The organism is Bradyrhizobium sp. SEMIA, assembly GCF_014844175.1.
GTDB lineage: Bacteria > Pseudomonadota > Alphaproteobacteria > Rhizobiales > Xanthobacteraceae > Bradyrhizobium > Bradyrhizobium arachidis.
In genome coordinates, this window is sequence record NZ_CP046601.1 from 280,109 (window position 1) to 304,612 (window position 24,504).

The window sequence follows — 24,504 nt, forward strand, 5'->3', positions numbered from 1 at the left end:
GAAGGAGGCCATTTCGGCCGTCATTGCGGGGCGCGCGCCAGCGCGAACCCGGAATCTCGCGCCAAAACCTCTGGATTCCGCACTTCACGCGCGCCGCGCGTGCCCCGGAATGACCGGGAGGCGCGAAATCAGCCTGTCAGGGCGTCGGCCTCGACCCGCCGGACCAGCTCCGGCAGCTGGTGCATGTCGGCAAAGGTCAGGTCGGCCCCGGCCTGGCGCAGGGTTTCGGCATGGCCGGCGCCGCAATGACTGCCACCGTAAAAGCCGAATACTTTCATCCCGGCCGCCCGTGCGCCGGTAATGCCGGCCAGACTGTCCTCGATGACGACGCAGCGTTCCGGCGGCACGCCCATTTCCTTGGCCGCGAACAGGAACAGGTCCGGTGCGGGTTTGCCATTCGTCACTTGCGAGGACGAGAAGATGTTCGGCGCGAGGCGTTCATAGAGCCCCGTGCTCCCTAGGCTCACTTGCATGCGCGGATGCGAACCGCTCGAGGCAACGCAGACACGTTGCGTCAGGACGTCGAGCACGTCGTGGATGCCGCGGATCGCTTCGAGGTCGGCTTCGAAGGCGCGAAACAGCTCGTCCTGCAGATCGCCGTGATAGGCGTCGGGCAATTTACGGCCGAGCTCGGCTTCGATCTCGAGATTGGCCTGTTTTGTCGAGCGGCCGAGGAAGCGTTCGGACACCTGTGCCGACGTGATCGGATAGCCGTGGCGGGTGAGCACATCGGCATGCGCGCGACAGGAGATCGCCTCGCTGTCCACGAGCACGCCGTCGCAATCGAAGATGATGAGATCGATGGACACTAGACTTACTTAAGACGTGGGCTTGTCGTCGTCGAGCGGGACGCAATAGAGCTCGAGCCGGTGATCGACCAGGCGATAGCCGAGCTTGCGGGCGATCTCCGCCTGCAGCTTCTCGATCTCTTCGGAGGTGAACTCGATCACCTTGCCGTCGCGCAGATTGATGAGGTGGTCGTGATGGCTGTCGCGCATCGTCTCGTAGCGCGCGCGGCCCTCGCGGAAATCATGGCGCTCGATGATGCCGGCATCCTCGAACAGTTTCACGGTGCGATACACCGTCGAGATCGAGATCTTGTCGTCGACGGCGACACAGCGCCGGTACAATTCCTCGACATCGGGATGATCGACCGCCTCGGCCAGCACGCGGGCGATGACACGGCGCTGCTCGGTCATGCGCATGCCGGTGGCGGCACAGCGCGCCTCGATGCCGGACGCCTTGGATGCGGAAGAAGGTTTCAGTGCGGTCATGATGTGTCTGCCTGGCGGGGCGCTTTCTGCCATCGATGTTACGACAAGTCACGTCGCATCAGAAGGGCGTTCAATTGTTCCCCGTTCGGCTGCTTATAGTAGCGTACGCGGCGGCCCACCACCATGAATCCGGCCCCATCGTAGAGCCGCCGCGCCGGCTGGTTATTTTCCTCGACTTCGAGAAATATTGTGCGCACCCCGCGCCCGGCGAGGTGGCCGAGATGGGTCATCAGCAGTGTCCGCGAAAGACCGCGGCCGCGATGGGCCCGGTCGACTGCAATCGAGAGGATTTCCGCCTCGTCGGCGCCGATCCGCGACACCGCAAAGCCGATCGTGTTGCGGCCGAGGCGCAAGCGATGCACCAGCGTGTTGCGCTCGATCATCATGCTTTCGAATTCGCCTTCGCCCCAGCCGCGCGCAAACGACGCGCCGTGCAGCTGCGCGAGCCGCGCGCTGCATGTCCGTGACTTCTTCCGGACGCTCGTCGATCAAGAGCACGATCAGATAGGCGGTGAACGCAAGGTTTGCCGACCGCATCACGCGCGCGATCAGCGGCATCAGCGCCTCGGCATGACCGCGCTTCATGAGCAGGGATTCTTGCGCGAGCAGCTCGCCGGCGTCGGTGTCGAGAACGGCAGCCGCGCACGCCTCCAGCGCGGTATCGATGGCAAGGATCAGCATGGCTGCAATCTAGTCGGTCCTGTACCGACAGAACCAGAACCAAGTTTGAGGATTGCACAACCGGCCAGCGGCGCGACAAGTCGACCTCTCCCGTAATTCTACGTCTTCGGGAAAAGCATGCAATTCTCAGCCCTGATCGGCTCTCCTGATTTGATGCAATCGCATTATTTACAACCTAAAAGATGTGTAAGTGCTTGAAATTGTTTCAAATTAATAGTGCGTTAGCAATCAAGTGAGACCCTTCGGTTGCGGAAAAGCGAGTCAACGGCGACTCGGGCGATGCATTTTTGGCAGATCGAGCCACGCGCGTTCCGGGCAATTGGAAGGATTTTATTAATGTCTTTTTGGCGAAGCGGCTCTTCAGCGCGCGAGGCTATGGCCCAGGTCACCGCACTTTCGAGATCGCAGGCAGTCATCGAATTCAACCTCGACGGCACCATCATCACCGCGAACCAGAATTTCCTGCACGCGATGGGCTACCGGCTCGACGAGATCGCAGGCAAGCACCACTCCATATTCGTGACGCCGGAGGAGCGGGGCAGCGCGGCCTATCGCGAATTCTGGGCACGGCTCGCCCGCGGCGAATATCAGTCCGCAGAGTACAAGCGGCTCGGCAAGGGCGGCCGTGAGATCTGGATCCAGGCGTCCTACAATCCGATCATCGACGAGGCCGGCAAGCCGGTGAAGGTCGTCAAGTTCGCGACCGACATCACCGCGCGCAAGATCCGCAGCCTGGAAGATGCCGGCAAGATCTCCGCGATCGGCCGCGCGCAGGCGGTGATCGAATTCAATCTCGACGGCACCATCATCACCGCCAACGAGAACTTTCTGGCGACGGTCGGCTACCGGCTCGACGAGATCCAGGGCCGTCACCACAGCATGTTCGTCGGCGCCGGCGAGTGCGACAGCGCAGCCTATCGCGAGTTCTGGGCGAAGCTCGGCCGCGGCGAATTCCAGTCCGGCGAGTACAAACGCTTTGGCAAGGGTGGGAAGGAGGTCTGGATCCTCGCCTCCTACAATCCGATCCTCGATGACGCCGGCAAGCCGTTCAAGGTGGTGAAATTCGCCACCGACGTCAGCGCGCAGAAGCTGTCGAACGCGAATTTCGCCGGCCAGATCGAGGCGATCGGCAAGTCGCAGGCGGTGATCGAGTTCAGCATGGACGGCAAGATTCTGACCGCCAATGCGAACTTCCTCAGTGCGCTCGGCTATACGCTGTCCGAGATATCAGGCAAGCATCACAGCATGTTCGTCGACGCCGACGAGCGCGACAGCGAAGCCTATCGCGGCTTCTGGGCCAGGCTGAACGCCGGCGAATTCCAGTCCGGCGAATATCAGCGCGTCGGCAAGGGCGGTCGCCAGGTCTTCATCCAGGCGTCCTACAATCCGATCCGCGACCTCAACGGCAATCCGTTCAAGGTTGTGAAATACGCCTCCGACACCACCGCGCAGGTGATCGCGCGCAAGCGCAGCGAGAAGGTGCGCGACATGATGGAATCGGTCGCCGCCGGTGCCGAGGAGCTCAACGCATCGGTGCGCGAGATCGCCGAAGCGATGACGCGCTCGCGCGAGACCGCATCGACCGCTGTCGATCGGGTCGAGGCAGCGGACCAGCAGGCGCATCGGCTGACGCAGGCGGCGGAATCGATGAGCACGATCGTGCAGCTCATCGGCAACATCACCGGCCAGATCAATCTGCTGGCGCTGAATGCCACCATCGAATCCGCCCGCGCCGGCGAGGCCGGTCGCGGCTTTGCGGTGGTCGCATCGGAAGTGAAGAACCTCGCCAATCAGGCCAAGCAGGCCGCCGACCGGATCGAGCAGGAGATCGGCAATCTCAATGGCATCTCGGTCGACGTGGTCGGCGCGCTGGAATCCATCAAGAGCGCGATCCAGGGCGTCAGCGAGTACGTGTCGTCAACGGCCGCGGCCGTCGAGGAGCAGAGCACGGTCACCAGCGAGATGTCGGCAAACATGCGCAGGGCGGCGGAAGAGGCCGCAAGCATCGGCCAGGCGGCGTAAGCGAGGTCTCTTACGAAGAGATCCCGTAGGGTGGGCAAAGGCGCTCTTGCGCCGTGCCCACCACCTTTATCTTATGGCAGAGAAGGTGGGCACGCTTCGCTTTGCCCACCCTACGGCACCCAGGATGCGGAGCTCACATCGGTCGGACTTCGACCACGTCGGGCACGAAGTGCTTGAGCAAATTCTGAATGCCGTGCTGAAGCGTCGCGGTCGATGACGGGCAGCCGGAGCAGGCGCCCTTCATGTTGAGATAGACGATGCCGTCCTTGAAGCCGCGGAAGGTGATGTCGCCGCCGTCATTGGCGACCGCCGGTCGCACGCGGGTCTCGATCAGATCCTTGATCATGTCGACCGTCTCGGCATCGGCCTCGTCGAAGAACTCGTCCTCGTCGTCGAGATCGGCATCGCTGGTCACGGTGCCGTCGGCGAGCAGCGGCGCGCCGGACATGTAGTGCTCCATGATGGCACCGAGGATCGCGGGCTTGAGCTGCTGCCACTCACCGCTCGCCTTGGTCACGGTGATGAAATCCGATCCGTAGAACACGCCGGTGACGCCGGGCACGTCGAACAGCTTTTCGGCCAGCGGCGAGCGCGCGGCCGATTCGCGGCTCGAAAATTCCATTGGGCTGCCGTCGACGACGACGCGGCCGGGAATGAATTTCAGCGTGGCGGGATTGGGGGTGGCTTCGGTTTGAATGAACATGGCTTTCTCCAGACGTCGCCGGTTCAAGGCCGGCGCGTGCTCCATCCAGTAGCAGATGGCGACGGCGAACGCACGATCAAGGGGCGGGAAGGGCGTTTTGCTGTTATATCAGCGGGTTAGGTGCCTTCCTACCCTCCCCCTCCAGGGGAGGGTAAGAGGCAGCGCCGCTACGACAGCGAATCCACGCTCTGGTCGCTCAGCGCGCCCGAGATGATCGTCACCGGCACCGGGAACGTGCCGAGCTCATGCGCGAGCAGCGCGACCAGCGGCCCGGGGCCTTCGGCGCCGGGATTGGCGGCGAGCACCAGCATGGCGATGTCGGGATCCTCGTCGATCACCGCGAGCAGCTGTTCCATCGCCGCGCCTTCGCGGATCACCCGCTCCGGCGTGATCGCGGCGATGCCGTTGGCTCTGCCTGCGGCACGGTCGAGCGCGGCTTCCGCCGCCTCATGCGCCTCGGCGCGCATGATCTCGGCCACCCCAAGCCATTCCTGGCTCTGCTGCTCGGGCTCGATGATGCGCAGCATCACCACGCCGCCGTCGGCGCGGATCGCCCAGCGGCTGGCATAGTAGACCGCCCGATCCCATTCGGCGGTGTCGTCGACGATGACGAGGCATTTGGGCTTGTGACCCGGCTCGAAGCAAAGTCGCTTGGTGGTCATGCATGTCCCGGAATGTGCAGGGACGGCATGCTGCCACACTCCCGCAAAATTGGGGAGGGGAGAAGCGGCCGGCGCGGTGGCGCAGGCCGGGTTTCGCTAAGCCATCATCAGCGCCGGCGGATGAAGCCGACGATGTCCTTCGAGAGGTTCATGGTCTCTTCGGCGATAGCGCGGGCGCGGTCGGAACCATCGTTCAGGATGGTGTCGATATGGCCGGGGTCGGCGACGAGGCGCTTCATCTCGCCGGCGATCGGCGCGAGCTTGGTCACACAGAGCTCCGCCAGCGCATTCTTGAAGCTGGAGAACTGGCCGCCGCCGAAATCCCTGAGCACGTCGGCCTTGGGGCGGCCGGAGAGCGCCGCGAAGATGCCGACCAGATTGTCCGCCTCGGGGCGTGCTTCCAGGCCCTTCTCCTCGGTCGGCAGCGGCTCCGGATCGGTCTTGGCCTTGCGGATCTTCTGCGCGATGGTGTCGGCATCGTCGGTCAGATTGATGCGCGAATTGTCGGATGCATCCGACTTCGACATCTTCTTGGTGCCGTCGCGCAAGCTCATCACGCGCGTCGCCGGGCCCGTGATCAAGGGTTCCGGCAACGGGAAGAACAGGCCGTCATTGGTGCCCTGCGCGCGGATGGAATCGCCGAAATCGTTGTTGAACTTCTGCGCGATGTCGCGCGAGAGCTCGAGATGCTGCTTCTGGTCCTCGCCGACCGGAACGTGGGTGGCGCGGTAGAGCAGGATGTCGGCGGCCATCAGCACGGGATAGTCGAACAGACCGACCGAGGCGTTCTCGCGGTCCTTGCCGGCCTTCTCCTTGAACTGGGTCATGCGGCCGAGCCAGCCCATGCGCGCGACGCAGTTGAAGATCCAGGCGAGCTCGGCGTGTCCGGAGACCTGGCTCTGGTTGAACACGATGTGCTTCTTCGGATCGATGCCGCTGGCGATGAAGGCCGCGGTGACTTCGCGGGTGTTGCGCGCGAGCTCGGCCGGGCCGCCCCAGACGTCCACGCCTTGCGTGATCGCGTGCATGTCGACGACGCAATAGATGCAGTTGTGGGTTTCCTGCATCTTCACGAAGTTGACGATCGCGCCGAGGTAATTGCCGAGATGCAGATTGCCGGTCGGCTGGACGCCCGAAAAGACCCGTTCAACGAATGGCATGGTAAGCCTTCCCATAGGTATTCGGCCGTCGTTTCCAACAGCGGCGCTGCCCCGTCAAGGGTAATTCGCGCCCCTCAAGCGCGCTGGTCCTGCGGGGCGGGCCGCTTCAAGGCACTGGCCGCCTCGCGCCAGGAGGCCGCGCCGAGGATTTGCAGCAGCAGGCCGTAGACGGCGATCCCGGCGCCGATCTGCGCGCCCAGCACGATGAAGCGGATCAGGCCGTGCGCTTCGGCCGGGATGAGATCCGCGGTCAGCCAGAGCAGGGCGCCCATGGCGGAAGCGGCGAGCACGATCCGCGGCAGCCGCTTTCGCGCGGCTGTATCGACCGAGAAGCCGAATTCGCTGGCGCCTTTCCGGAGCAGCGAAAGCGCGCTGCTCCAGGCGCCGGCCGCGATGCTCGCGGCGATCCCGCTCGCGCCGAAGAAATGGTCGAGCAGGACGGCGAGGGCGATTGCCACCACAAAGCCTTTGGCCGTGGCAATGAGCGGCGTCATCGTGTCGCTGCGGGCGAAGAAGGCCGGCGACAGCGCCTTGATCAGCACGTGGGCCGGCAGGCCCAGCGCCAGCCACATCAGCGCATGCGCGGTGGCGACGCTGTCCTCGGCGCCGAAGGCGCCATGCTCGAACAGCAGCCGCACGATCGGCTCGGCCAGCACGATCAGGCCGAGCGTCGCCGGCAGCGCCAGCCCCGTGGCAAGCTCCAGCGCGCGCGATTCCGCATGCGCCACCGCGTCGCGGTCGCCGCTCCCCACCGCGCGCGTCAGCTCCGGCACCAGCACGGTGCCCATGGCGACGCCGACGATGCCGAGCGGCAGCTCGATCAGGCGGTTGGCGAAATAGAGCCAGGATACGGCGGAGGGCGTCGCGGACGCGATGATCGCGCCGGCCACCATCAGCCATTGCGGGCCCGAGCTTGCGATCATGCCGGGGATCGCCTTGGCGAAAAAGCCGCGCATCTCCGTGTCGAAGCTGACGCGCAGCGGTGTCGCGAGGTTTGCACTTCGCTGTGACAACAACATCAGCAATTGCAGCAGGCCGGCGATGCCGACCGTGGCCGCCAGCATCCACGCGGCGAGAAGTGCATCGGCATGCCAGATGAGCAGTATCGCGATCGCGGCGATCAGCGCGACGTTGAACAGCAGCGGCGAGAACGCCGTCAGCGCAAACCGCCCCTGCGCATTCAAGAGCCCCATCAGCACCGTGACGGGGCCGGCGAAGGCGAGATAGGGCAGCATCAGCCGCGCGTTCTGGACTGCGAGATCGAGCGTCGCGCTGCCGAGAAAGCCCGGCGCGATGACCGTGATGATCAGCGGCATCACCAGCGCGATGACGACCGAGACCGCGATCAGCGCCACGCTGACCGTGCCGAGCACGCGTCCTGCGAAGGCGGCCGCGCTCGCGGACGCGCAGCCAGGCCGGGATCAGGGCCGCATTCAGCACGCCCTCGCTGAGCAGGCGCCGCACAACGTTGACGAGCTGGAACGCGGCCAGGAACGCGTCCGCCACCGCCCCGGTGCCGAGCAGCGCCGCGATCAGGGAATCGCGGGCAAAGCCCAGCAGCCGCGAGGCCAGTGTTCCCGTCGAAACGGTCAGGAAGGAGCGGATCATCGGCTGTTATAATACCGTTGCTTGCCCGTGCAGGCCCGGTCGTGATAGGCCGCGAGCCGGATTTCAGGCCGACAGGAAGCGGATTTTGCCGGTAATCGCAATCCGCCAAACAGGATCAAGGTGAATGGCTGACGTGAAATATGACGTTCTCGGCATCGGCAACGCGCTGTTCGACGTGCTGGTCCGGACCGATGAGGCCTTTCTGGCCAAGCATGCGATGACCAAGGGCAGCATGTCCCTGATCGACGAGGCGCGTGCCGCCACGATCTACGCAGACATGGGTCCGGCGACGGAAGTCTCGGGCGGATCTGCCGCCAACACTATCGTCGGCGTCGGCAGCCTGGGGGCCCGCGCGGCCTATGTCGGCAAGGTCAAGGACGACCAGATCGGCAAGCTCTATGTCCACGACATCCGCGCGGCCGGCGTCGCCTTCAACACGCCCGCCGCCAAGGACGGTCCCGCCACCGGCTGCTCCTACATCCTGGTGACCGGCGACGGCGAGCGCACCATGAACACCTATCTCGGCGCCGCGCAGGACCTCTCGCCCGCCGACATCGATCCGGCCGAGATCGCGTCTGCCGGCATCGTCTATCTCGAGGGCTATCTCTGGGACCCCAAGAACGCCAAGGACGCCTTCGTCAAGGCGGCCGGCATCGCACACGAGGCCAAGCGCAAGGTGGCGCTGACGCTGTCGGATTCCTTCTGCGTCGACCGCTATCGCGACGAATTCCTTGGCCTGATGCGCAACGGCACCGTCGACATCGTGTTCGCCAACGAGTCCGAGCTGCACTCGCTCTACATGACCTCGGATTTCGACACCGCGCTCAAGCAGCTGCGCAACGACGTCAAGCTCGGCGTCGTCACCCGCAGCGAGAAGGGCTGCGTGGTGGTGACGCCGACGGACGCGGTCGCCGCTCCGGCTTCGCCGATCAAGCAGTTGGTCGACACCACCGGCGCCGGCGATCTGTTCGCGGCGGGCTTCCTCTACGGCCTCGCGCGCGATCTGTCCCACAAGCAGTGCGGCGAGCTCGGCGCGCTTGCCGCCGCCGAAGTGATCCAGCACATCGGCGCCCGCCCGCAAGTGTCGCTGAAGGAATTGGCGAAACAGCGCGGGCTGACGGTTTAGGAAAGTCGCGCCTCAACCTCTGCTGTCATCGCCCGGCTTGACCGGGCGATCCAGTATTCCGAGACATCAGTGGATCATCGAGGAGCCGCGGCGTACTGGATCCCCCGCTTTCGCGGGGGATGACAATCGTCGTGGGGGCAGGGCCGTACGCCAAGTCGCCTCACGCCGCCTTCTGTCCGCTCCCCGCATCGAGCCCGGCATAGATTCCACGTTCGAATCCTGTGAAGGCCTCGATGCACTTGGCGTCGATGAACGGCAACACCTGCATGAGGATCACGCCGGAAACATCGCGCGCCGGGTCGATCCAGAAATAGGTGTTGGCGAGACCAGCCCAGGCGAGGCTGCCGGCACTGCGGCCCTCCGGCGTTTTGGCTGTGTTGATCAGGAAGGACAGTCCCCACTTCTTCACGATGTCAGGGAAGAGATCGACATCGTTGGTGTACATGGGCGCAACCGTCGTCATCTTGCCAATGGTGAGGTCGCCGATGTGGTTCTGGCCCATCAGCGCGACCGTTTCGGGCTTCAACACCTGGTTTCCGTTGCCGCGGCCCTTGCTGAGGATCATCTGGGTGAACTTGATGTAGTCGCCGGCAGTGCCGTAAAGGCCGCCACCACCCATGCAAAATTCCGGATTCTGCTCGATCTCGAACGGGATCGGCGCCAGCGATCCATCCTCGCCGCGAGCATGGGTGGTGACCAGCCGCTTGCGCATGTTGTCGGTGATCTTGAAGCCGGTGTCGCTCATGCCGAGCGGGGTGAAGAGATTGTCGCGCAGATAGGCATCGAGCCGCTTGCCGCTGACGGCTTCCACGGCCTTGCCGACGAAGTCGATGTTGATGCCATATTCCCAGCGCGTGCCGGGATCAGACATGATCGGCGTCTTCAGCGCGATGTCCTGGCAGGAGAAGATGTTCGGGGTTCCGGTCTTCTCCAAATAGAGTGCGAGATCGCCATTCCAAACATTGTAGGCAAAACCGGCGGTGTGGGTCATGAGCTGGCGCAGCGTGATCGGCCCCTTCGCCGGCCGCAGCTTCGGCTCGCCCGCGGCGTCGAAGCCTTCGAGCACCTGCGGCTTGGCGAGGTCGGGCAGCACCTCGCCGATCGGCTTATCGAGCGACAGCTTGCCTTGCTCGACCAGTTGCATCGCGCCCGCCGATGTCACCGCCTTCGTCATCGAGGCGATCCAGAACACGCTGTCCTCGGTCATCGCGTCGGGCTTCGACAAATCGCGTTTGCCGAACGCGCCATGATACAGCACGTCGCTGCCGCTCGCGGCGATGGCGACCACGCCGGGGATTTCCTTGGCGTCGCTTGTCTTACGCAGGATCTCGTCGATCTCGGCTTGGCTATGCATACGCGTTTCCTCCGGTTTGATTATTGTTGGAAGTGATCGATTGTCCTCCCTGAGGTCGCGTGCGGCAAGTCTCTCAACTTGCGCGCCGGTCGCGATGTCGTGACTTGACGGTGCGCTGTCGCCGCAGGACGACAACACGGGCTGAGGTGCAACACTCCGTCACAATCTGCGGTGGATGGCCGCAACTCGCCGTGACCTTGGATGGACGCAGGCGATATGTTTTCAGTGTTTGAAGCACTTGAAACATTTTGTGCGTTGCGGCGTTCAGCACATGGCCCGATCGGCGCCTGACGTTAGAACTTGATGCAATTTGCGGTCGTTCAAGACCGCGAGGGGGACCTCAAATGATTTCGACCTGGAGCGAATGGAAGCGCTATCCCCGTCCTGGACGAGGAGACAATCTGGAGGCGCCGATCTCGCCGGGCATTTACGAGGTCCGGATCGCCGGCACCGGCGCACTCTACTCGTTCGACGCGGTCGACAATCTCGCGCAGTCGCTGGCGCTGCTGCCGGTCGGCTCGAAGTCGTGGTTCGGCCGCCGCGACACCTCCGACGTTCCCGATCTCGAATACCGGACGTGTGCGACCTCATCGAAGGCCGATGCCAAGGCCGCCGCCGAGCGCATGATCGGCCGGCGCGAGACCTATATGAGCGGCGCGGCCTAAGGCCGCCCCCAGCTTAGCTCCCATCAGATGTGCGTTGCGGGACGGTGCATTGCGCGCCGTCTCTCCTTATATTCCGGGCCAATCGATGTCCCGAGGAGCAACGCCATGACCCCGACCGCCGCCGCACGCGCTCAACAATCTACCGCCACTCTGCGCGACCGGTTGAAGGACCCCTCGCTGCTGAAGGAAGCCTGCTACATCGACGGCGCTTGGGTCGGCACGCCGGTGTTCGCCGTCAACAATCCTGCGACCGGGGTCGAGATCGCCAAGGTCCCGCAGCTCGGTGCGGACGATACGACCAAGGCGGTCGAAGCCGCCGAGCGTGCGTTCCCGGCCTGGGCCAAGCACACCGCAAAACAGCGCTCCAACATTTTGCGCAAATGGTTCGAGCTGATCATCGCCAATCGCGAGGACCTTGCGCTGATCCTCACCTCCGAGCAGGGCAAGCCGCTGTCGGAAGCGCTCGGCGAGGTCGATATCGGCGCCGCCTATATCGAGTTCTTCGCCGAAGAGGCGCGCCGCGTCTATGGCGAGACCATCCCGACGCAGCGGCCGGATGCGCGACTGCTTGCGATCAAGCAGCCGATCGGCGTCTGCGGCGCCATCACGCCGTGGAATTTCCCGAACTCCATGATCACGCGAAAGGTGTCGCCGGCGCTGGCCGCGGGCTGCACCGTGGTGCTCAAGCCCGCCAACGAGACGCCGCTGTCGGCGCTGGCGCTGGCCGTGCTTGCCGAGAAAGCCGGCATCCCCAAGGGCGTGCTCAACATCATCACCGGTGACGCGCCGCCGATCGGCAAGGTGCTGTGCGAGCATCCGGCGGTGCGCTTCGTCGGCTTCACCGGCTCGACCGCGGTCGGCAAGATCCTCTACCAGCAGGCCTCCGTCGGCGTGAAGCGGCTCGGCCTCGAGCTCGGCGGCAATGCGCCGTTCATCGTGTTCGACGATGCCGACATCGATGCTGCGGTCGAAGGCGCCATCGTCTCGAAATACCGCAACATGGGCCAGACCTGCGTCTGCGCCAATCGCATCTACGCCCAGGACAAGATCTACGACGAGTTCGTGCAAAAGCTTTCGAAGAAGGTTGCGGCGATGAAGATCGGCGACGGCACCGAGAGCGGCGTCACGCAAGGGCCCCTGATCAACATGAAGGCTATCGACAAGGTCGAGCGCCACATCGCGGACGCGGTGAAGCGCGGTGCCAAGGTCGTCACCGGTGGCAAGCGCAGCGAGCTCGGTCGTTCGTTCTTCGAGCCGACGGTGCTCGCCGACGTCAAGCCGGACTCGCTGGTGTCGCAGGAAGAGACGTTCGGCCCGCTTGCGCCGGTGATCCGCTTCAAGGACGAGGCGGACGTCATTGCGATGTGCAACGCCTCGCCGTTCGGCCTCGCCTCCTACTTCTACTCCCGCGATCTCGGCCGCGTCTGGCGCGTCGCCGAAGCGCTGGAGTCAGGCATGGTCGGCGTCAACACCGGTCTGATCACCACGGAAGTCGCGCCCTTCGGCGGCGTCAAGGAAAGCGGCCTTGGCCGCGAAGGCTCGCGTCACGGCATGGAAGAATATGTCGAGATCAAATACGTGATGATGGCCGGGGTGTGAGGGCGTAGCTGTCTCCACAACCGTCATGGCCGGGCTTGACCCGGCCATCCACGACTTATCGGGACAGGCCCGGGCATCACGAGCGTCATCAGCGTTGCAGCTCAGGGCGAGCTGATCCAGGGACTGTCCACGTCTGCGACGAGGCTCTTCGCCCAATCGATGAACACCCGCACTTGTGGCGCCAAATGCTCGCGTGCCGGAAACATGATCGATAGCGGGCGATGGACGGGCCGCAACTTCGGCAGGACCCGCACGAGCATTCCGTTGTTCAGATATTCCTTGACGACGCAGCCGGGCACCTGGATCAGCCCCATGCCGGCGAGAGCGCACGCAAGGAAAGCCTCCGTGTCGTTCACGAGGATGCCGGTTTCCAGGCGAAGCTCGCGCTCGCCGGTCCCCCGCGGAAGACGCCAGGGGATGGCGACATGGCCCCGGCCCGAAAAATAATTGACTGCGCGATGACCCCTGAGGTCCGCGACACTTTCCGGAGTGCCGAACCTGTCGAGGTAAACAGGTGACGCGCAGATCAACATGGCCATCTTGGCGAGAACGCGCCCGACGAGGCTGCTGACCGGCAGGTCGCCGATCCTCAGCACGCAATCGATACCTTCTGCGATCAGATCGACCGGCTGATCGCTGACACCGAGGATGAGATCGATGTCAGGGTATTTTGCCTGGAAGTCCGGAAGATTTGGGATGATCAGTGGTTTGGCGATCGCAACGGGGATATCGACCCGCAGGCGTCCCTTTGGCGCGTCGCCGGCGCCGCCAAACAGGTTACGCGCTTCCCCGACCTCGTTGAGGATTGCGACCGAGCGATCATAGAACAATCGCCCTTCACTCGTCAGGGAGGTCTGGCGCGTCGTTCGATGCAGCAGTCTTGCGCCGATCGACTTTTCCAGTTCGCTCACGGCGTTCGTCACGGTGGGACGGGTCGCGCGAAGGGCCTCGGCCGCCCGCGTAAAACTCCTGTTCTCCGCAACGGCCACGAAGACTTTCAATTGCTGCAGAAAGTCCATGCGTCTTCTCCATCGGGCGCGATCTCAGCCGCACCCAGATTGTTATAAAATATCATAACAATAAAGTTCAAATTTCACCGCTTCCGACGAACAAAGGGCGGAGCTATCTCCGGGTCCGGCAATTGGCCGAGACGAAATCCGGAAAGGCAGGAGATGGCCCGCGTTGTTCGCTTTCACGAATATGGTGACGCCGACGTTCTCAAGATCGAGGACATCGAGGTCGCGGCTCCCGAAGTCGATGAAGTCCAGATCGTGGTGCGCGCGATCGGGCTCAATCGGGCCGAGGTCATGTTCCGGCGCAACGCTTACGTGCAGCAGGCGCAGTTTCCCAGCCGGCTGGGCTATGAGGCGGCGGGTATCGTCAAAGCGGTCGGCGCGTCGGTGAGTGATTTCCGTCCGGGCCAGTCGGTGAGCGTCATTCCGACCGAAGACATGGCGCGATGGGGCACGTACGGCGAAGTCATCAATATTCCGGCCCGCAATCTGGTGGTGCATCCGAAAAACCTCACCTTTGCGCAGGCCGCCGCATCGTGGATGAAATATGTCACCGCCTGGGGTGCGCTGATCGAGCAAGCGAATCTGAAGGCGGACGACTACGTCATCGTCACGGCGGCATCCAGCAGCGTCGGGACTGCGGCGTTTCAGATCGCGCGCGCGGTGGGAGCGACGATCATCGCGACGACGCGGAGCAGCGCGAAGCGTAAGGCGCTGCTGGATGCAGGTGCCCATCACGTCATCGCAACCGCCGAAGAGGATCTCGTCTCGCGGGTGATGGAGATCACGAGCGGCAAGGGAGCGCGCGTCGTATTCGATCCGATCGGTGGTCCCGCCATCGAGCAGTTGGCGCATGCGATGTCTCATCGTGGGATCTTGATCGAGTACGGCGCCTTGAGCCCGGATATGGGCGCGTTCCCCCAATTTGCCGTGCTCGGAAAGAGCCTCACAATCAAGGGCTATCTCTACAACGAGGTCGTCGATGACGACGACGTGCTGGCGCGCGCGAAGAGATACATCTCGGAAGGCCTTTCATCCGGGACGCTGAAGCCGGTGATCTCCCGAAGTTTCGAGTTCGATCAGATCCAGGAGGCAACGCGCTTCCTGGAGTCGAATGAGCAGATCGGAAAGATCGTCGTCACGGTCTGAGACCCGCAACACAGTTAGGGATGATGGAATGACGAACACGAACAACTGGCAGGCCGCCGGCCTGAACCGACGGAAAATCGGCGACTACATCGTCACTGCGATCGTCGACGGCGTCGTCAGCGTGCCGTTCGATCTCTTGTCCGGAATAGGACCTGACGAGGCGATGAGCATGACGGTGGCGACGGGACGTCATCCGTCATCCGCGATGACCGTCAGCGCCTATCTGATCGAGGGAAAAGGCCGGACCATATTGGTCGATGGCGGCGGCGGCGGCATCCACGGTTGGGGAGGGCGTTTGCATGCCTCGCTTGCCGCGGCCAATGTGAACCCGCTCGCGATCGACCAGATCCTGTTGACCCATGCCCATCCGGATCATGTCGGAGGTCTCGTCGGGGCCTTGCCGTCGGCGCCCCAGTTTCCAAACGCCGAGATCGTGATGCACGACGCCGAATTCGCCTTCTGGTCGGATGATGCGAATCTCAATCAGGCCCCGGACGCGATGAAGCCGTTCTTTCAGGCCGCCCGAAGTGTATTCGAGGCCTATGGCGCGCGGCGTCGGACGGTCAGTGCAGGGCAAGTCGCGCCCGGCATCGTGATCGAACATCTCCCCGGCCACACCCCCGGACATAGCGGCTACCGGATCGATGGCGGCGATGCGTCCCTGCTGATCTGGGGCGACATCGTTCACTATCCGGATATTCAGGTGCCCAGGCCCGACGTGACGATCGCGTTCGACGCCGATCCGCAGGCGGCCGCAGAAACCCGAAAGAAAATGCTGGAAAGAGTCTCCGCGACCGGAGAGCTCGTCGCCGGAATGCACCTCAATTTCCCCGGGTTCGCGCGGCTGTCGAAGAAGGGACAGTCGTTCGAAATCCGTCATGAACCCTGGTCCGCGGAGCTCATCTGAGCCGAGAGGGTATGCGCGCAAAGGCTCGCGTCACGGCATGGAAGAATATGTCGAGTTCAAATATGTGATGATGGCGGGGGTCTAAAGCCCTCGCTCGATCAATTCCGGCTTCGACGCAGTTGACTCGGACTGTATCCGAGTTCGCGGCGCATCCATTTGGCCAGATGAGATTGATGGGAAAAGCCCGCCTCCAGGGCGATGTCGCTGAGCTTGCGATCGCCCTGGAGGAGGAGCAGGCGTGCATGCTCCACCCGCCGTCTCAGGATGTAGCGATGGATCGTGACGTCCATGGCCGCCTTGAACCAGGTCCGCAGATGTGAGCTGCTGACGCCGGCCTCGCGGCAGAGAATGTCGATCGTGAGCGGCCGGTCGAGATTGGCATCGATATAGGCCAAAACCCTCTGGAGCTGCTCGTTCGACAGGCGCGCCGCCTGCGCCGGCGGATCATTCGTCAGGCTGAGCAGCTCCACCGCCAGGGCCATCCCAACATTTTCGGCAAACAGCGGACCGCTCGGCGAGCCCGCTTTCACGTCGCTTTCGAGCGCCTGTCCGAGCAGAATGATGCGGTCATTCCGCAGCATATGATGATGTGCGAGTCGGGCGGACGCCAATTGTCCGCTCCGGGATGCCGCATGATCGAGCATGCGCGGCGCGAGCCGGATCTGAAGCGATTTGTAGGGCGTTTCCGCGACGAAGCCGCCGATGGCGCCGGACGGAATCACATCGATATCGCCGGCCTGACGCGAAGAACCTGTCTCCGGTCTCGAGGCAAAGTGAGCGCGTCGCAGGGCTGAGGTGGATGATGATCCGGTGATCGCCGATCGGCTCCAGCGCCACGGAATTCGGCTCGGTGCGCGTGGCCGCGGCGGTGCTGCCGGTCGATGTTGGCGCAGAACTCGATCTCGCACGCATGGCCGGCTCTTCGGGCCCCAAGGTCTTGGCAGAACGTGTCCGGTATTTGGCGCATCGTGCGCGATTTTCAACGGCAGGAGCGTCAAAGAACTCATCTGTCGTTTCGTGACACATGAGGAAGCAAAGTGAGTCATTACGTGATTGTCGGAGCTGGCCCGGTCGGGCGCGAAACCGCGCGCCTTCTGGCGGAGGAAGGGCACAGCGTCATCCTGACCAGCAGGAATGCCGGATCGCTCAGTGCCGGAGCTGTACGAACGGTTTCGTCGGATGCCACTGACGCCGCGCAGCTGGCGGCCCTGAGCAAGGGCGCCGACGCGATCTTCATGTGCGCCATGGCGGCCTATCATCGATGGCCGACCGACTTCTTTCCGATCATGGATGGAACGGTCAAGGCAGCCGAGCAGGTTGGCTCCCGGCTGCTCGTGGTCGGAAATGTCTATGGCTATGGCGCGCGGGCCGCGAGCCCTCTCACGCCGGACCTGGATCCGGACCCGACCAGTCGAAAGGGCACGACCCGGCACATCATGTGGCAGCGCGCCCTGCGATCGAGCGTTCCTGCGCTCGAGATTCGCGCCAGCGACTATCTCGGCGACGGTGCGGTCGCGTATTTTTCGCTGCTGGCGTTGCCGTCTCTCCTCAAGAACGGGCCTGTGGCCTTCCTCGGCGATCCGGATGCGGCGCATGCCTGGTCCTTCACCAAGGACACCGCGAAGACGCTGGTTGCCGCGTCGCGCTTCACCGGACAATGGGGGCGCGCCTTTCACGTGCCTTCGCAATCCGCGTCGGTGCGCGAACTGGTGCACCGATTCGCGGCCGCGCTGAAGATTGACGTCCCGAATCTGTCACGGCTCACCTCGGCCGACCTGGAAAGCATCGGCTTCGACGAGGGGATCGAGATGTCCTATCTGTTCGAGAAGCCGCTCCTGCTCGATGCCGGCGACACCGAGAAATTGCTGGGGGTCACTGCAAGCAGTCTGGACACGATGGTCCACGACACCTTGTCGCAACTGGTGGGCATGGGTGCAAAGAGGAAGGAAGCGAAATGAGTGAACTGGTGACCATCCCGTCCAGAACGACATCGCGATCTGGAACGAGCGAGATGCGGCAACGCGCCGGATGCTGATCGAGGGGGGCTTCAGCGAGGCGCATGTTTATATGTCGAGATCGAAATACGCGATGATGGCAGGGGCCTAACCGGCAGGAGGCGGCTCGAAAGCCGCCTCCTGCTCGTGCGTTTGCGCCGTTACAGGGGGCTTGCCAGCGCAGGCCCTCACCGCCGCAGCACCGCGATCGTCCGGTTCGCAAACGTCAATCGCTCCGCCATCACCGACACGAAATAGGTCAGCAGCTTGTGGCTGAGCGCGGGATCCTCCTCCTTGATCGCGTCGAACTGGTGCGTGTTCAGCACGTAGAGCACGCTGTCAACTTCGGCCTGGATCGTCGCGCTGCGCGGGGCGTGCGACACGAGGCCCATTTCACCGATCGTGGTGTAGCGCCCCAGGCTGCGCACACGCGTGGTGCGGTCGTCCTCGGCAGGCACCATGATGCCGACGCGGCCGTCGAGGATGAAATGCATGGAATCGGCGGGATCGCCGGCCTGCACGATGACCTCGCCCGCGCTGACCTCGATGCGCTGGCAGCGGTGGATCAGCGCGTCGGCATCGCTCTCGCTGTCGAGAATCCCAGCGAACCAGTCGCGCAGGCTGGCCTCTTCCTGCGCCAGCCCCTGATGCTGCGAGATGATCTCGTTCTCGCACCATTCCAGCGCGTGATCGAGCTCGGGAATGATGGTGACGCCTTCGCCGATGAAATCACTGGAGCGCAGTACTTTCTCGGCAGCGGCCGACAGGTGCACCAGGATCAGCTCGACGCCGAGCTCGGCGGCGCTGCGCTTGATCTGGGCAAAGCTGTAGGCGGCGGAGGAGTCGACGCCGGTGACGAGTTTGAAGTCGAACAGCAGATAGCGGCACTCCGGGCGCTCCTGGAGCAGCCGCTTGACGTGCTGGTAGAGCCGGTTGGCCGAGCCGAAGAAGAGATAGCTCTGCAGGTTCAGGCCCTGGATCTTGCCGCCATGGGCCTGCAGCACCTCCTGGTCGTCGCGCGAGCGGTCGAGCGAGGAGCGATACTCCGAGCCGTCGAAACTGTACTTGATCGATTCCACCCTTGCGGCGCTGAACGCAAAGGTCGCGCAGCCGATGATGATGCCGATCAAAATACCGGGGACGAAACCCCAGACCACGATGATCGCGATGATGGCGATCAGCGAGAGATATTCCAGCTTCGACAGCCGTTTGCGCGATTCGATGATCCATTTGTGCAGCTGGTCGGCGCCGAGATAGAGCAGCAAGCCGCCGAGCACGAATTTCGGGATGAAGCCGAGCAGATCGGGCGCGATCGCGAGCATCAGCAGCGACATCGCCGCGACCGTGAGGCCGGACAGCCGCCCGCGGCCGCCGCTCGAGAAGTTGAGCACCGAGCGGCTGACCGAGATGCAGCCGGCATAGCCGCCGAGCACGCCGGTCAGCATGTTGGCGGTGCCGGTGACGTTGAGCTCGCGCTCGAGATTGGCCTCGCGATGCACGGCCACCTCGATTCCCGTCGTGTTGAACAGCGTGCTCGACGCGGTCACGAAGATCACGGCGACGAGATTGCCGAGCAGGTCCGGCACGGCGAACCAGGGATAGTGGATCAGGCCATCGACGTGCCAGGGCACCATGAAGGCCGCCTGCGGCGGCGGCTGGAAGGTCCAGCCCAGCGCGCGGGCCTCATTGAGCGAGACGCCCGTGATCCAGAACGCCAGATGCGCGGTGAGCACGCCGCCGACCAGGATGATCGGCAGTCCGAACGGGCTGCGCGAGCGATGCCAGGTCAGGTACAGCACCAGCGCCATGGCGCAGGCGGCACCGAGTTCCGACAGCGCGATGCCGTTGGCAAGGCGCGTCAAGGTCGCGAACTGCACGGGGTGATCGGTGATGACCCGGATCGCGCCCATCACGATGAGCAGGCCGGTCGCGCCGAGAAAGCCGCCGACCACCGGATATGGCACGTAGCGGATGGCGCGGCCCATCCGGGTCAGGCCCAGTCCGCACAGCACGACGCCGGTCAGCACCGTCGACAGGCCGAGCGTGATCAGGACCGGCGAGAGCAGCGGCGCGGCCGGATTGGCCGCCACCACCCGTTCGACCAGCGAGGCCGCCAGGATGCCGGTCACGGCGGCAGTCGAGCTGTCGGGGGCGGCAATCGCGAAGGGCAGGGAGCTGCCGAGCGCGACGATGGCGGCGAGCACGGCGGAGCTGATGAAGGTCGCCGCGATGCCGTAGGACAGATAGGGCGAGAGCGGGCCGGCGAAGATCAGCAGCGAATAGGACAGCCCGAAGGTGACAGTCAGGACGCTGGCGGCACTGCCACCCAATATATCATTCAGCGCACGCTTGAGAGCCGGCTCGAGCCGCGGAGCCGGAGTGAAGGTAATTGCTGGATCGGTCACGCCCTGCCGCTCGCCCCTGAAGGAATTCCGTTTTGAGACGTAGACGAGTACGGGCTTAGCGCAACAGGATTCTTGTAACTATGAAGTATCCGACAGTTTGGGACGGCTCGATGCGGATGTGGGTCCACTGCATGTGAATGGCAGGTCACGCATCAGGATGGAGACGAAGCCCGCGCCACAAACTCAGTGTCGTCCCGGACAAGCACAGCTTCCGATAACGCGTAGCGTTGTCTGGAGCGGAGCGCCGATCCGGGACCCATACCCCCAGGAAGCAGTGCGACGAAGACTCTTGGTGATACCGCGACCGACTGCAATCGAAGGATCACGCGGTATGGGTCCCTGCTTTCGCAGGGACGACAGCGGAGAAAGCAGCAGCCCGGCCTAAATCTTCAGCTCTTTCCCCGTCACCCGCCGATACGCTTCCAGATACCGCTTGCTGGTCGCATCCACGACGCTTGCCGGCAGCGGCGGTGGCGGGGCGTCGCCGTTCCAGCGGCCGGCGCGGCGCTCAACATCGAGATAGTCGCGCAAGGGCTGCTTGTCGAAGCTCGCCTGCGGCTGGCCGGGCTTGTAGGCATCGACCGCCCAGAACCGCGAGGAATCCGGCGTCATCACCTCGTCGATCAAGATGATGCGGCCGTCCTTGTCGCGGCCGAACTCGAATTTGGTGTCCGCAATGATGATGCCCTGCTCGCGCGCGAGCTCCTCGCCGAGCGTGTAGATCGCGCGCGTCATGCTCTCGAGCGTGTAGGCGACCTCGTCGCCGACGACCGCGCGCATCTTCGCGATGGTGATGTTCTCGTCATGGCCGCTTTCGGCCTTGGTCGCCGGGCTGAAGATCGAAGGCTCCAGCTTCTCGCTCTCGACGAGAGCGGCCTTCAGCTTCTCGCCGGCGAGCGTGCCGCTGGCCGCATATTCCTTCCAGGCTGAGCCGGAGAGATAGCCGCGGATCACGCATTCAATCGGAAACACGGTGGTGCGGCGCGACAGCATGGCGCGGCCGAGGATCTCGGCGCGATGCGGTTTCAGCGCCGGCACGGCGGCGATGATCTCGTCGGTGTCGGCGCTGATCATGTGATGCGGCACCACGCCTTCGAGCTTGCCGAACCAGAATGCGCTGATTTGCGTCAGCACCGCGCCCTTCATCGGGATGGTCTCGCCCATCACGACGTCGAAGGCGCTGATGCGGTCGGTGGTGACGAGCAGCAGGCGGTCGTCGTCGACGGCGTAGATATCGCGCACCTTGCCGCGGCCGATCTTGGGCAGCGGCAGGTTGCTGGAGAGCATGGTGGTCATCGGCAAAGCTTTCGCACGGGACATCCGGCCGCGCCTGATGGCGCGGCCGGAAACCGGATTAGCCTATTCCGGCAGCGGAATGAACTCATGTTCCTGCGGAACCCCGGCGAAGCGGCCGGTTTTCCAGTCCTGCTTGGCCTGCTCGATCCGCTCCTTGCTGGAGGAGACGAAATTCCACCAGATGTGGCGCGGGCCCTCCAATGCATCGCCGCCGAGAAACATCATCCGCGTCGCCTTGAGCGCCTTCACGGTGATGCGGTCGCCCGGGCGGAAGATCAGCAGCCGCGGCCCCTCATAGCGCTCGTTGGCGATCTCGACCTCGCCGTCGACGATATAGATCGCGCGCTCTTCATGATCGGGGTCGAGTGGCACGGTCGCGCCCGCCACCGCCGTAACCTCGGTGTAGAACCAGGGCGACACCATCGTAACAGGCGAGGTGATGCCGAAGGCGGAGCCTGCGATCACCCGCGCGGTGAAATCGCGCTCGGAGATCATCGGCAGATCGCCGGCGGCGTAATGCTGGAACGAGGGTTCGATCTCCTCCGATCCGGCCGGCAGCGCGATCCAGCTTTGCAGGCCCAGCATCTTCTGGCCCGAGGCGCGCTGTGCATCTGGCGTACGCTCCGAATGGGCGATGCCGCGCCCAGCCGTCATCAAATTCATCGCCCCCGGCGAAATCTCCTGGACGTTGCCCTCGCTGTCGCGGTGCATGATGGCGCCGTCGAACAGATAGGTGACGGTGGCAAGCCCGATATGCGGATGCGGCCGCACGTCCATGCCCTTGCCGGAGACGAACTGCACCGGGCCGAAATGATCGAAGAAGATGAAGGGCCCGACCATCTGCCGCTTGCCGTGCGGCAGCGCGCGCCGCACTTCAAATCCGTCGCCGAGATCGCGCGTGCGCGGTACGATGACAAGATCGAGCGCGTCGCAGGACATGGGATCGCCGAGCACGGGATCGTTCGAGGGTTGCCAGCTCATGGTGGACTCCTGTTCTTTGCTGGTATGATCGTAGCAGAACAATGATGGGAACGGGAGGAGACAGATGATTCCGCCGCTCAAGCCTGGTGCCGTTCTGCTTCAGGCCACAGGCCCCAGAATAGAGACGGAACGCCTGATCCTGCGGCCGTGGCGCGCCAGCGATATCGCGCCGAACGCGATGATGCTGACCGATCCCGGCACGGCGCGCTTCATCGCGCCGGACGGCAAGCCTGTGACCACCGAGATCGGCGGTTGGCGCAACGCCGCCGTGATGTCAGGGCATTGGGCGCTTTACGGCTTTGGCATGTTCGCGGTCGAGGAGAAGTCGAGCGGCAAATATGTCGGGCGCGTTGGTCCCTGGTGCCCGCCGGGCTGGCCTGCCTTCGAGGTCGGCTGGGGCATTGCCCGGGAATTTCGCGGCAAGGGTTACGCGGTGGAAGCGGCCCGCGCATCGATCGACTGGTCGTTCGACAGTTTTGAGATCGACGAGATCATGCACTGTATCGACAGTGAAAATGCACCATCGCAAGCTGTGGCCCGCAGCCTGGGTGCACGGAAGGATCGGCAGATCGATCTGTTCGGCAAGCCCGCCGACGCCTGGATCACGTCGCGGGCTTCATGGCGGCGAAATTGAATCGATCTCCGATCTGACCTAAGTTCGCGGCGCTGACGAAGCGGACCGACCGGATGCTGCTGACCAACCTTGAACTCGCCTTTCGCGCCGCCAGCGTCGCGCTACTGCTGGTGCTGGCGGCGTCGTTGCTCTCCGATTTCCGCAATGTGCTGGCGGGGCGGCTCGGCGCGGCTTTCGCACTCGGCTCGGCCGCGCATGCGGCGAGCTATTCGGTCGGTTTCTCTTCGCTGGCCGCGGGCTGGCACGCCCCGCTGATCGCGCTGTCGACTGGCAACATTGTGGTGTTCTGGCTGTTCACGCGCGCGCTGTTCGACGACGAGTTTCGGCTGCGCTGGTGGCACGGGGTGATCTGGGCGGCGGTGACTGCGTTCAGCTTTGTCGGATGTCTCTGGATCGCGCCGAGCGGAAACGTGCGGTTCCCCGTGACTGCAGTGAACCTGATGGTGCTCGGCTTCATCGCGCTGGCAGTCGCGCAGATGATCAAGTCGTGGCCGGCCGATCTGGTCGAACGCCGCCGCAATGTTCGTGTCTTCATCGTTTGCGCCGCCGCGCTCTATGGCGGGGTGAATGCGGTGCTTCAGATCCTCGTTGCCGGCAGCGCGGGCGATGTCGCCAACACGATCAATGCCGGTGTGCTCGTCAGCATCGTTGCGGCCATCGCCTATACAGTGATGCGCGTCGACGGCGCCGATCTGTTTCCGGCGTCGGTGGCCACGCCGCCAATTCTGGCTCAGCCCGCGGCCATCGACGAATCCGCCGACCAAAAGCTCATCGAAGCCCTGATGCGCCTGATGGCGGACGAGCGGATCTATCGCCAGGAGAACATCACAATCGGCGCGCTGGCGGGCCGGCTGAAAATCCCCGAATACCGGCTGCGCCGGCTGATCAACCAGCGCCTCGGCTACCGCAATTTCAATGTGTTCCTCAACAACCACCGCATCGAGGAAGCCAAGGCCGCGCTCGCCGATCCCACCCAGGCCGAGGTTCCCGTCATCACCATCGCCATGGACGCCGGCTTCCAGTCGCTCGGCCCCTTCAACCGCGCCTTCAAGGCGGTCACCGGCGTGACGCCGACGGAATACCGGCGGCTGAATACGAGCACGGCTTGAGGCCTTTTTTTCACCTCTCCCCGCTTGCGGGGAGAGGTCGGATTGCATCGAAGATGCAATCCGGGTGAGGGGGTACAGGTCTCACGATGATCTCGGCCGGGGAGGGAGGCTCCTCACCCCAACCCTCTCCCCGTAAGAACGGGGAGAGGGAGCGAGAGACCG

20 protein-coding genes and 3 pseudogenes are annotated in these 24,504 nt (G+C 63.9%); 9 read left to right on the forward strand and 14 right to left on the reverse strand.

Annotation, left to right across the window (positions count from 1 at the left end; all coding sequences use genetic code 11):
* Nucleotides 1-128: 128 nt before the first annotated feature.
* The 4 genes and pseudogenes from FOM02_RS01385 to FOM02_RS01400 form a co-directional block, all read right to left on the reverse strand.
* Nucleotides 129-809: an HAD family hydrolase gene (locus FOM02_RS01385; RefSeq protein ID WP_027563928.1), complete on the reverse strand. Its 681-nt coding sequence runs from the start codon at nucleotides 807-809 to the stop codon at nucleotides 129-131.
* Nucleotides 810-818: 9 nt separating this feature from the next.
* On the reverse strand, nucleotides 819-1,274 hold the full coding sequence (locus FOM02_RS01390) for a Fur family transcriptional regulator (RefSeq protein ID WP_027563929.1): 456 nt from the start codon (nucleotides 1,272-1,274) through the stop codon (nucleotides 819-821).
* A gap of 38 nt (nucleotides 1,275-1,312) precedes the next feature.
* Nucleotides 1,313-1,729 (reverse strand): annotated as a pseudogene (gene rimI / locus FOM02_RS01395) (ribosomal protein S18-alanine N-acetyltransferase); the annotation flags it as partial.
* Nucleotides 1,689-1,955, reverse strand: a pseudogene (locus FOM02_RS01400) (tRNA (adenosine(37)-N6)-threonylcarbamoyltransferase complex dimerization subunit type 1 TsaB); the annotation flags it as partial. The pseudogenes FOM02_RS01400 and rimI, both read right to left, overlap by 41 nt.
* 375 nt (nucleotides 1,956-2,330) lie before the next feature.
* Here FOM02_RS01400 and FOM02_RS01405 point away from each other — a divergent pair.
* Nucleotides 2,331-3,977 (forward strand): PAS domain-containing methyl-accepting chemotaxis protein, encoded by a 1,647-nt coding sequence (locus FOM02_RS01405; RefSeq protein WP_035730573.1) that lies wholly within the window; start codon nucleotides 2,331-2,333, stop codon nucleotides 3,975-3,977.
* 133 nt (nucleotides 3,978-4,110) lie between these two features.
* Here FOM02_RS01405 and FOM02_RS01410 read toward each other — a convergent pair whose 3' ends face one another.
* The 4 genes and pseudogenes from FOM02_RS01410 to murJ form a co-directional block, all read right to left on the reverse strand.
* A complete protein-coding gene (locus FOM02_RS01410; RefSeq protein WP_027563933.1) occupies nucleotides 4,111-4,680 on the reverse strand; it encodes a NifU family protein in 570 nt (189 codons plus the stop codon).
* 167 nt (nucleotides 4,681-4,847) lie between these two features.
* Nucleotides 4,848-5,342, reverse strand: a complete 495-nt coding sequence (locus FOM02_RS01415) for a universal stress protein (RefSeq protein WP_027563934.1) — start codon at nucleotides 5,340-5,342, stop codon at nucleotides 4,848-4,850.
* A 107-nt stretch (nucleotides 5,343-5,449) separates the two neighbouring features.
* A complete protein-coding gene (gene trpS, locus FOM02_RS01420; RefSeq protein WP_027563935.1) occupies nucleotides 5,450-6,502 on the reverse strand; it encodes a tryptophan--tRNA ligase in 1,053 nt (350 codons plus the stop codon).
* A 74-nt stretch (nucleotides 6,503-6,576) separates the two neighbouring features.
* Nucleotides 6,577-8,110 (reverse strand): annotated as a pseudogene (gene murJ / locus FOM02_RS01425) (murein biosynthesis integral membrane protein MurJ).
* A gap of 124 nt (nucleotides 8,111-8,234) precedes the next feature.
* Between murJ and FOM02_RS01430 the strand changes: the two are divergent.
* Nucleotides 8,235-9,236 (forward strand): adenosine kinase, encoded by a 1,002-nt coding sequence (locus tag FOM02_RS01430; protein WP_027563937.1) that lies wholly within the window; start codon nucleotides 8,235-8,237, stop codon nucleotides 9,234-9,236.
* 160 nt (nucleotides 9,237-9,396) lie between these two features.
* Here the strand turns inward: FOM02_RS01430 and FOM02_RS01435 are convergent, their stop codons facing one another.
* The gene (locus FOM02_RS01435; protein ID WP_027563938.1) at nucleotides 9,397-10,590 is read right to left on the reverse strand and encodes a serine hydrolase domain-containing protein; all 1,194 of its coding nucleotides are present in this window, start codon (nucleotides 10,588-10,590) and stop codon (nucleotides 9,397-9,399) included.
* A 344-nt stretch (nucleotides 10,591-10,934) separates the two neighbouring features.
* Here FOM02_RS01435 and FOM02_RS01440 point away from each other — a divergent pair, with 344 nt between their 5' ends.
* Together FOM02_RS01440 and FOM02_RS01445 are read left to right on the forward strand one after the other, a co-directional pair.
* The gene (locus FOM02_RS01440) at nucleotides 10,935-11,255 is read left to right on the forward strand and encodes a hypothetical protein (RefSeq protein WP_027563939.1); all 321 of its coding nucleotides are present in this window, start codon (nucleotides 10,935-10,937) and stop codon (nucleotides 11,253-11,255) included.
* Nucleotides 11,256-11,360: 105 nt separating this feature from the next.
* On the forward strand, nucleotides 11,361-12,854 hold the full coding sequence (locus FOM02_RS01445) for an NAD-dependent succinate-semialdehyde dehydrogenase (RefSeq protein WP_027563940.1): 1,494 nt from the start codon (nucleotides 11,361-11,363) through the stop codon (nucleotides 12,852-12,854).
* A gap of 101 nt (nucleotides 12,855-12,955) precedes the next feature.
* Here the strand turns inward: FOM02_RS01445 and FOM02_RS01450 are convergent, their stop codons facing one another.
* Nucleotides 12,956-13,873: a LysR family transcriptional regulator gene (locus FOM02_RS01450; protein WP_027563941.1), complete on the reverse strand. Its 918-nt coding sequence runs from the start codon at nucleotides 13,871-13,873 to the stop codon at nucleotides 12,956-12,958.
* A gap of 153 nt (nucleotides 13,874-14,026) precedes the next feature.
* Between FOM02_RS01450 and FOM02_RS01455 the strand changes: the two genes are divergently transcribed.
* Together FOM02_RS01455 and FOM02_RS01460 are read left to right on the forward strand one after the other, a co-directional pair.
* Nucleotides 14,027-15,016 carry a zinc-dependent alcohol dehydrogenase family protein gene (locus FOM02_RS01455; RefSeq protein WP_027563942.1) on the forward strand — a complete coding sequence of 330 codons (990 nt, stop codon included), beginning with the start codon at nucleotides 14,027-14,029 and terminating at the stop codon, nucleotides 15,014-15,016.
* A gap of 28 nt (nucleotides 15,017-15,044) precedes the next feature.
* Nucleotides 15,045-15,923: an MBL fold metallo-hydrolase gene (locus FOM02_RS01460; RefSeq protein WP_035730578.1), complete on the forward strand. Its 879-nt coding sequence runs from the start codon at nucleotides 15,045-15,047 to the stop codon at nucleotides 15,921-15,923.
* 98 nt (nucleotides 15,924-16,021) lie between these two features.
* On the opposite strand, the gene FOM02_RS01465 is transcribed toward FOM02_RS01460, so the two are convergent.
* Complete coding sequence (locus tag FOM02_RS01465; protein ID WP_265441412.1) at nucleotides 16,022-16,921, reverse strand: helix-turn-helix transcriptional regulator; 900 nt, start codon at nucleotides 16,919-16,921, stop codon at nucleotides 16,022-16,024.
* Nucleotides 16,922-16,960: 39 nt separating this feature from the next.
* Between FOM02_RS01465 and FOM02_RS01470 the strand changes: the two genes are divergently transcribed.
* Entirely contained in the window at nucleotides 16,961-17,881 is a 921-nt protein-coding gene (locus FOM02_RS01470) for an NAD(P)H-binding protein (RefSeq protein WP_035730580.1), read from the forward strand.
* Nucleotides 17,882-18,105: 224 nt separating this feature from the next.
* Here FOM02_RS01470 and FOM02_RS01475 read toward each other — a convergent pair whose 3' ends face one another.
* From FOM02_RS01475 to FOM02_RS01485, 3 genes are all read right to left on the reverse strand, one after another.
* A complete protein-coding gene (locus FOM02_RS01475; protein WP_265441413.1) occupies nucleotides 18,106-20,322 on the reverse strand; it encodes a SulP family inorganic anion transporter in 2,217 nt (738 codons plus the stop codon).
* A gap of 381 nt (nucleotides 20,323-20,703) precedes the next feature.
* Entirely contained in the window at nucleotides 20,704-21,618 is a 915-nt protein-coding gene (locus FOM02_RS01480; protein WP_027563946.1) for a phosphoribosylaminoimidazolesuccinocarboxamide synthase, read from the reverse strand.
* Nucleotides 21,619-21,681: 63 nt separating this feature from the next.
* On the reverse strand, nucleotides 21,682-22,599 hold the full coding sequence (locus FOM02_RS01485) for a pirin family protein (RefSeq protein ID WP_027563947.1): 918 nt from the start codon (nucleotides 22,597-22,599) through the stop codon (nucleotides 21,682-21,684).
* A 64-nt stretch (nucleotides 22,600-22,663) separates the two neighbouring features.
* Between FOM02_RS01485 and FOM02_RS01490 the strand changes: the two genes are divergently transcribed.
* A complete protein-coding gene (locus tag FOM02_RS01490) occupies nucleotides 22,664-23,233 on the forward strand; it encodes a GNAT family N-acetyltransferase (protein ID WP_027563948.1) in 570 nt (189 codons plus the stop codon).
* 53 nt (nucleotides 23,234-23,286) lie between these two features.
* The gene (locus FOM02_RS01495; protein ID WP_265441414.1) at nucleotides 23,287-24,342 is read left to right on the forward strand and encodes a helix-turn-helix domain-containing protein; all 1,056 of its coding nucleotides are present in this window, start codon (nucleotides 23,287-23,289) and stop codon (nucleotides 24,340-24,342) included.
* Nucleotides 24,343-24,504 lie beyond the last annotated feature (162 nt).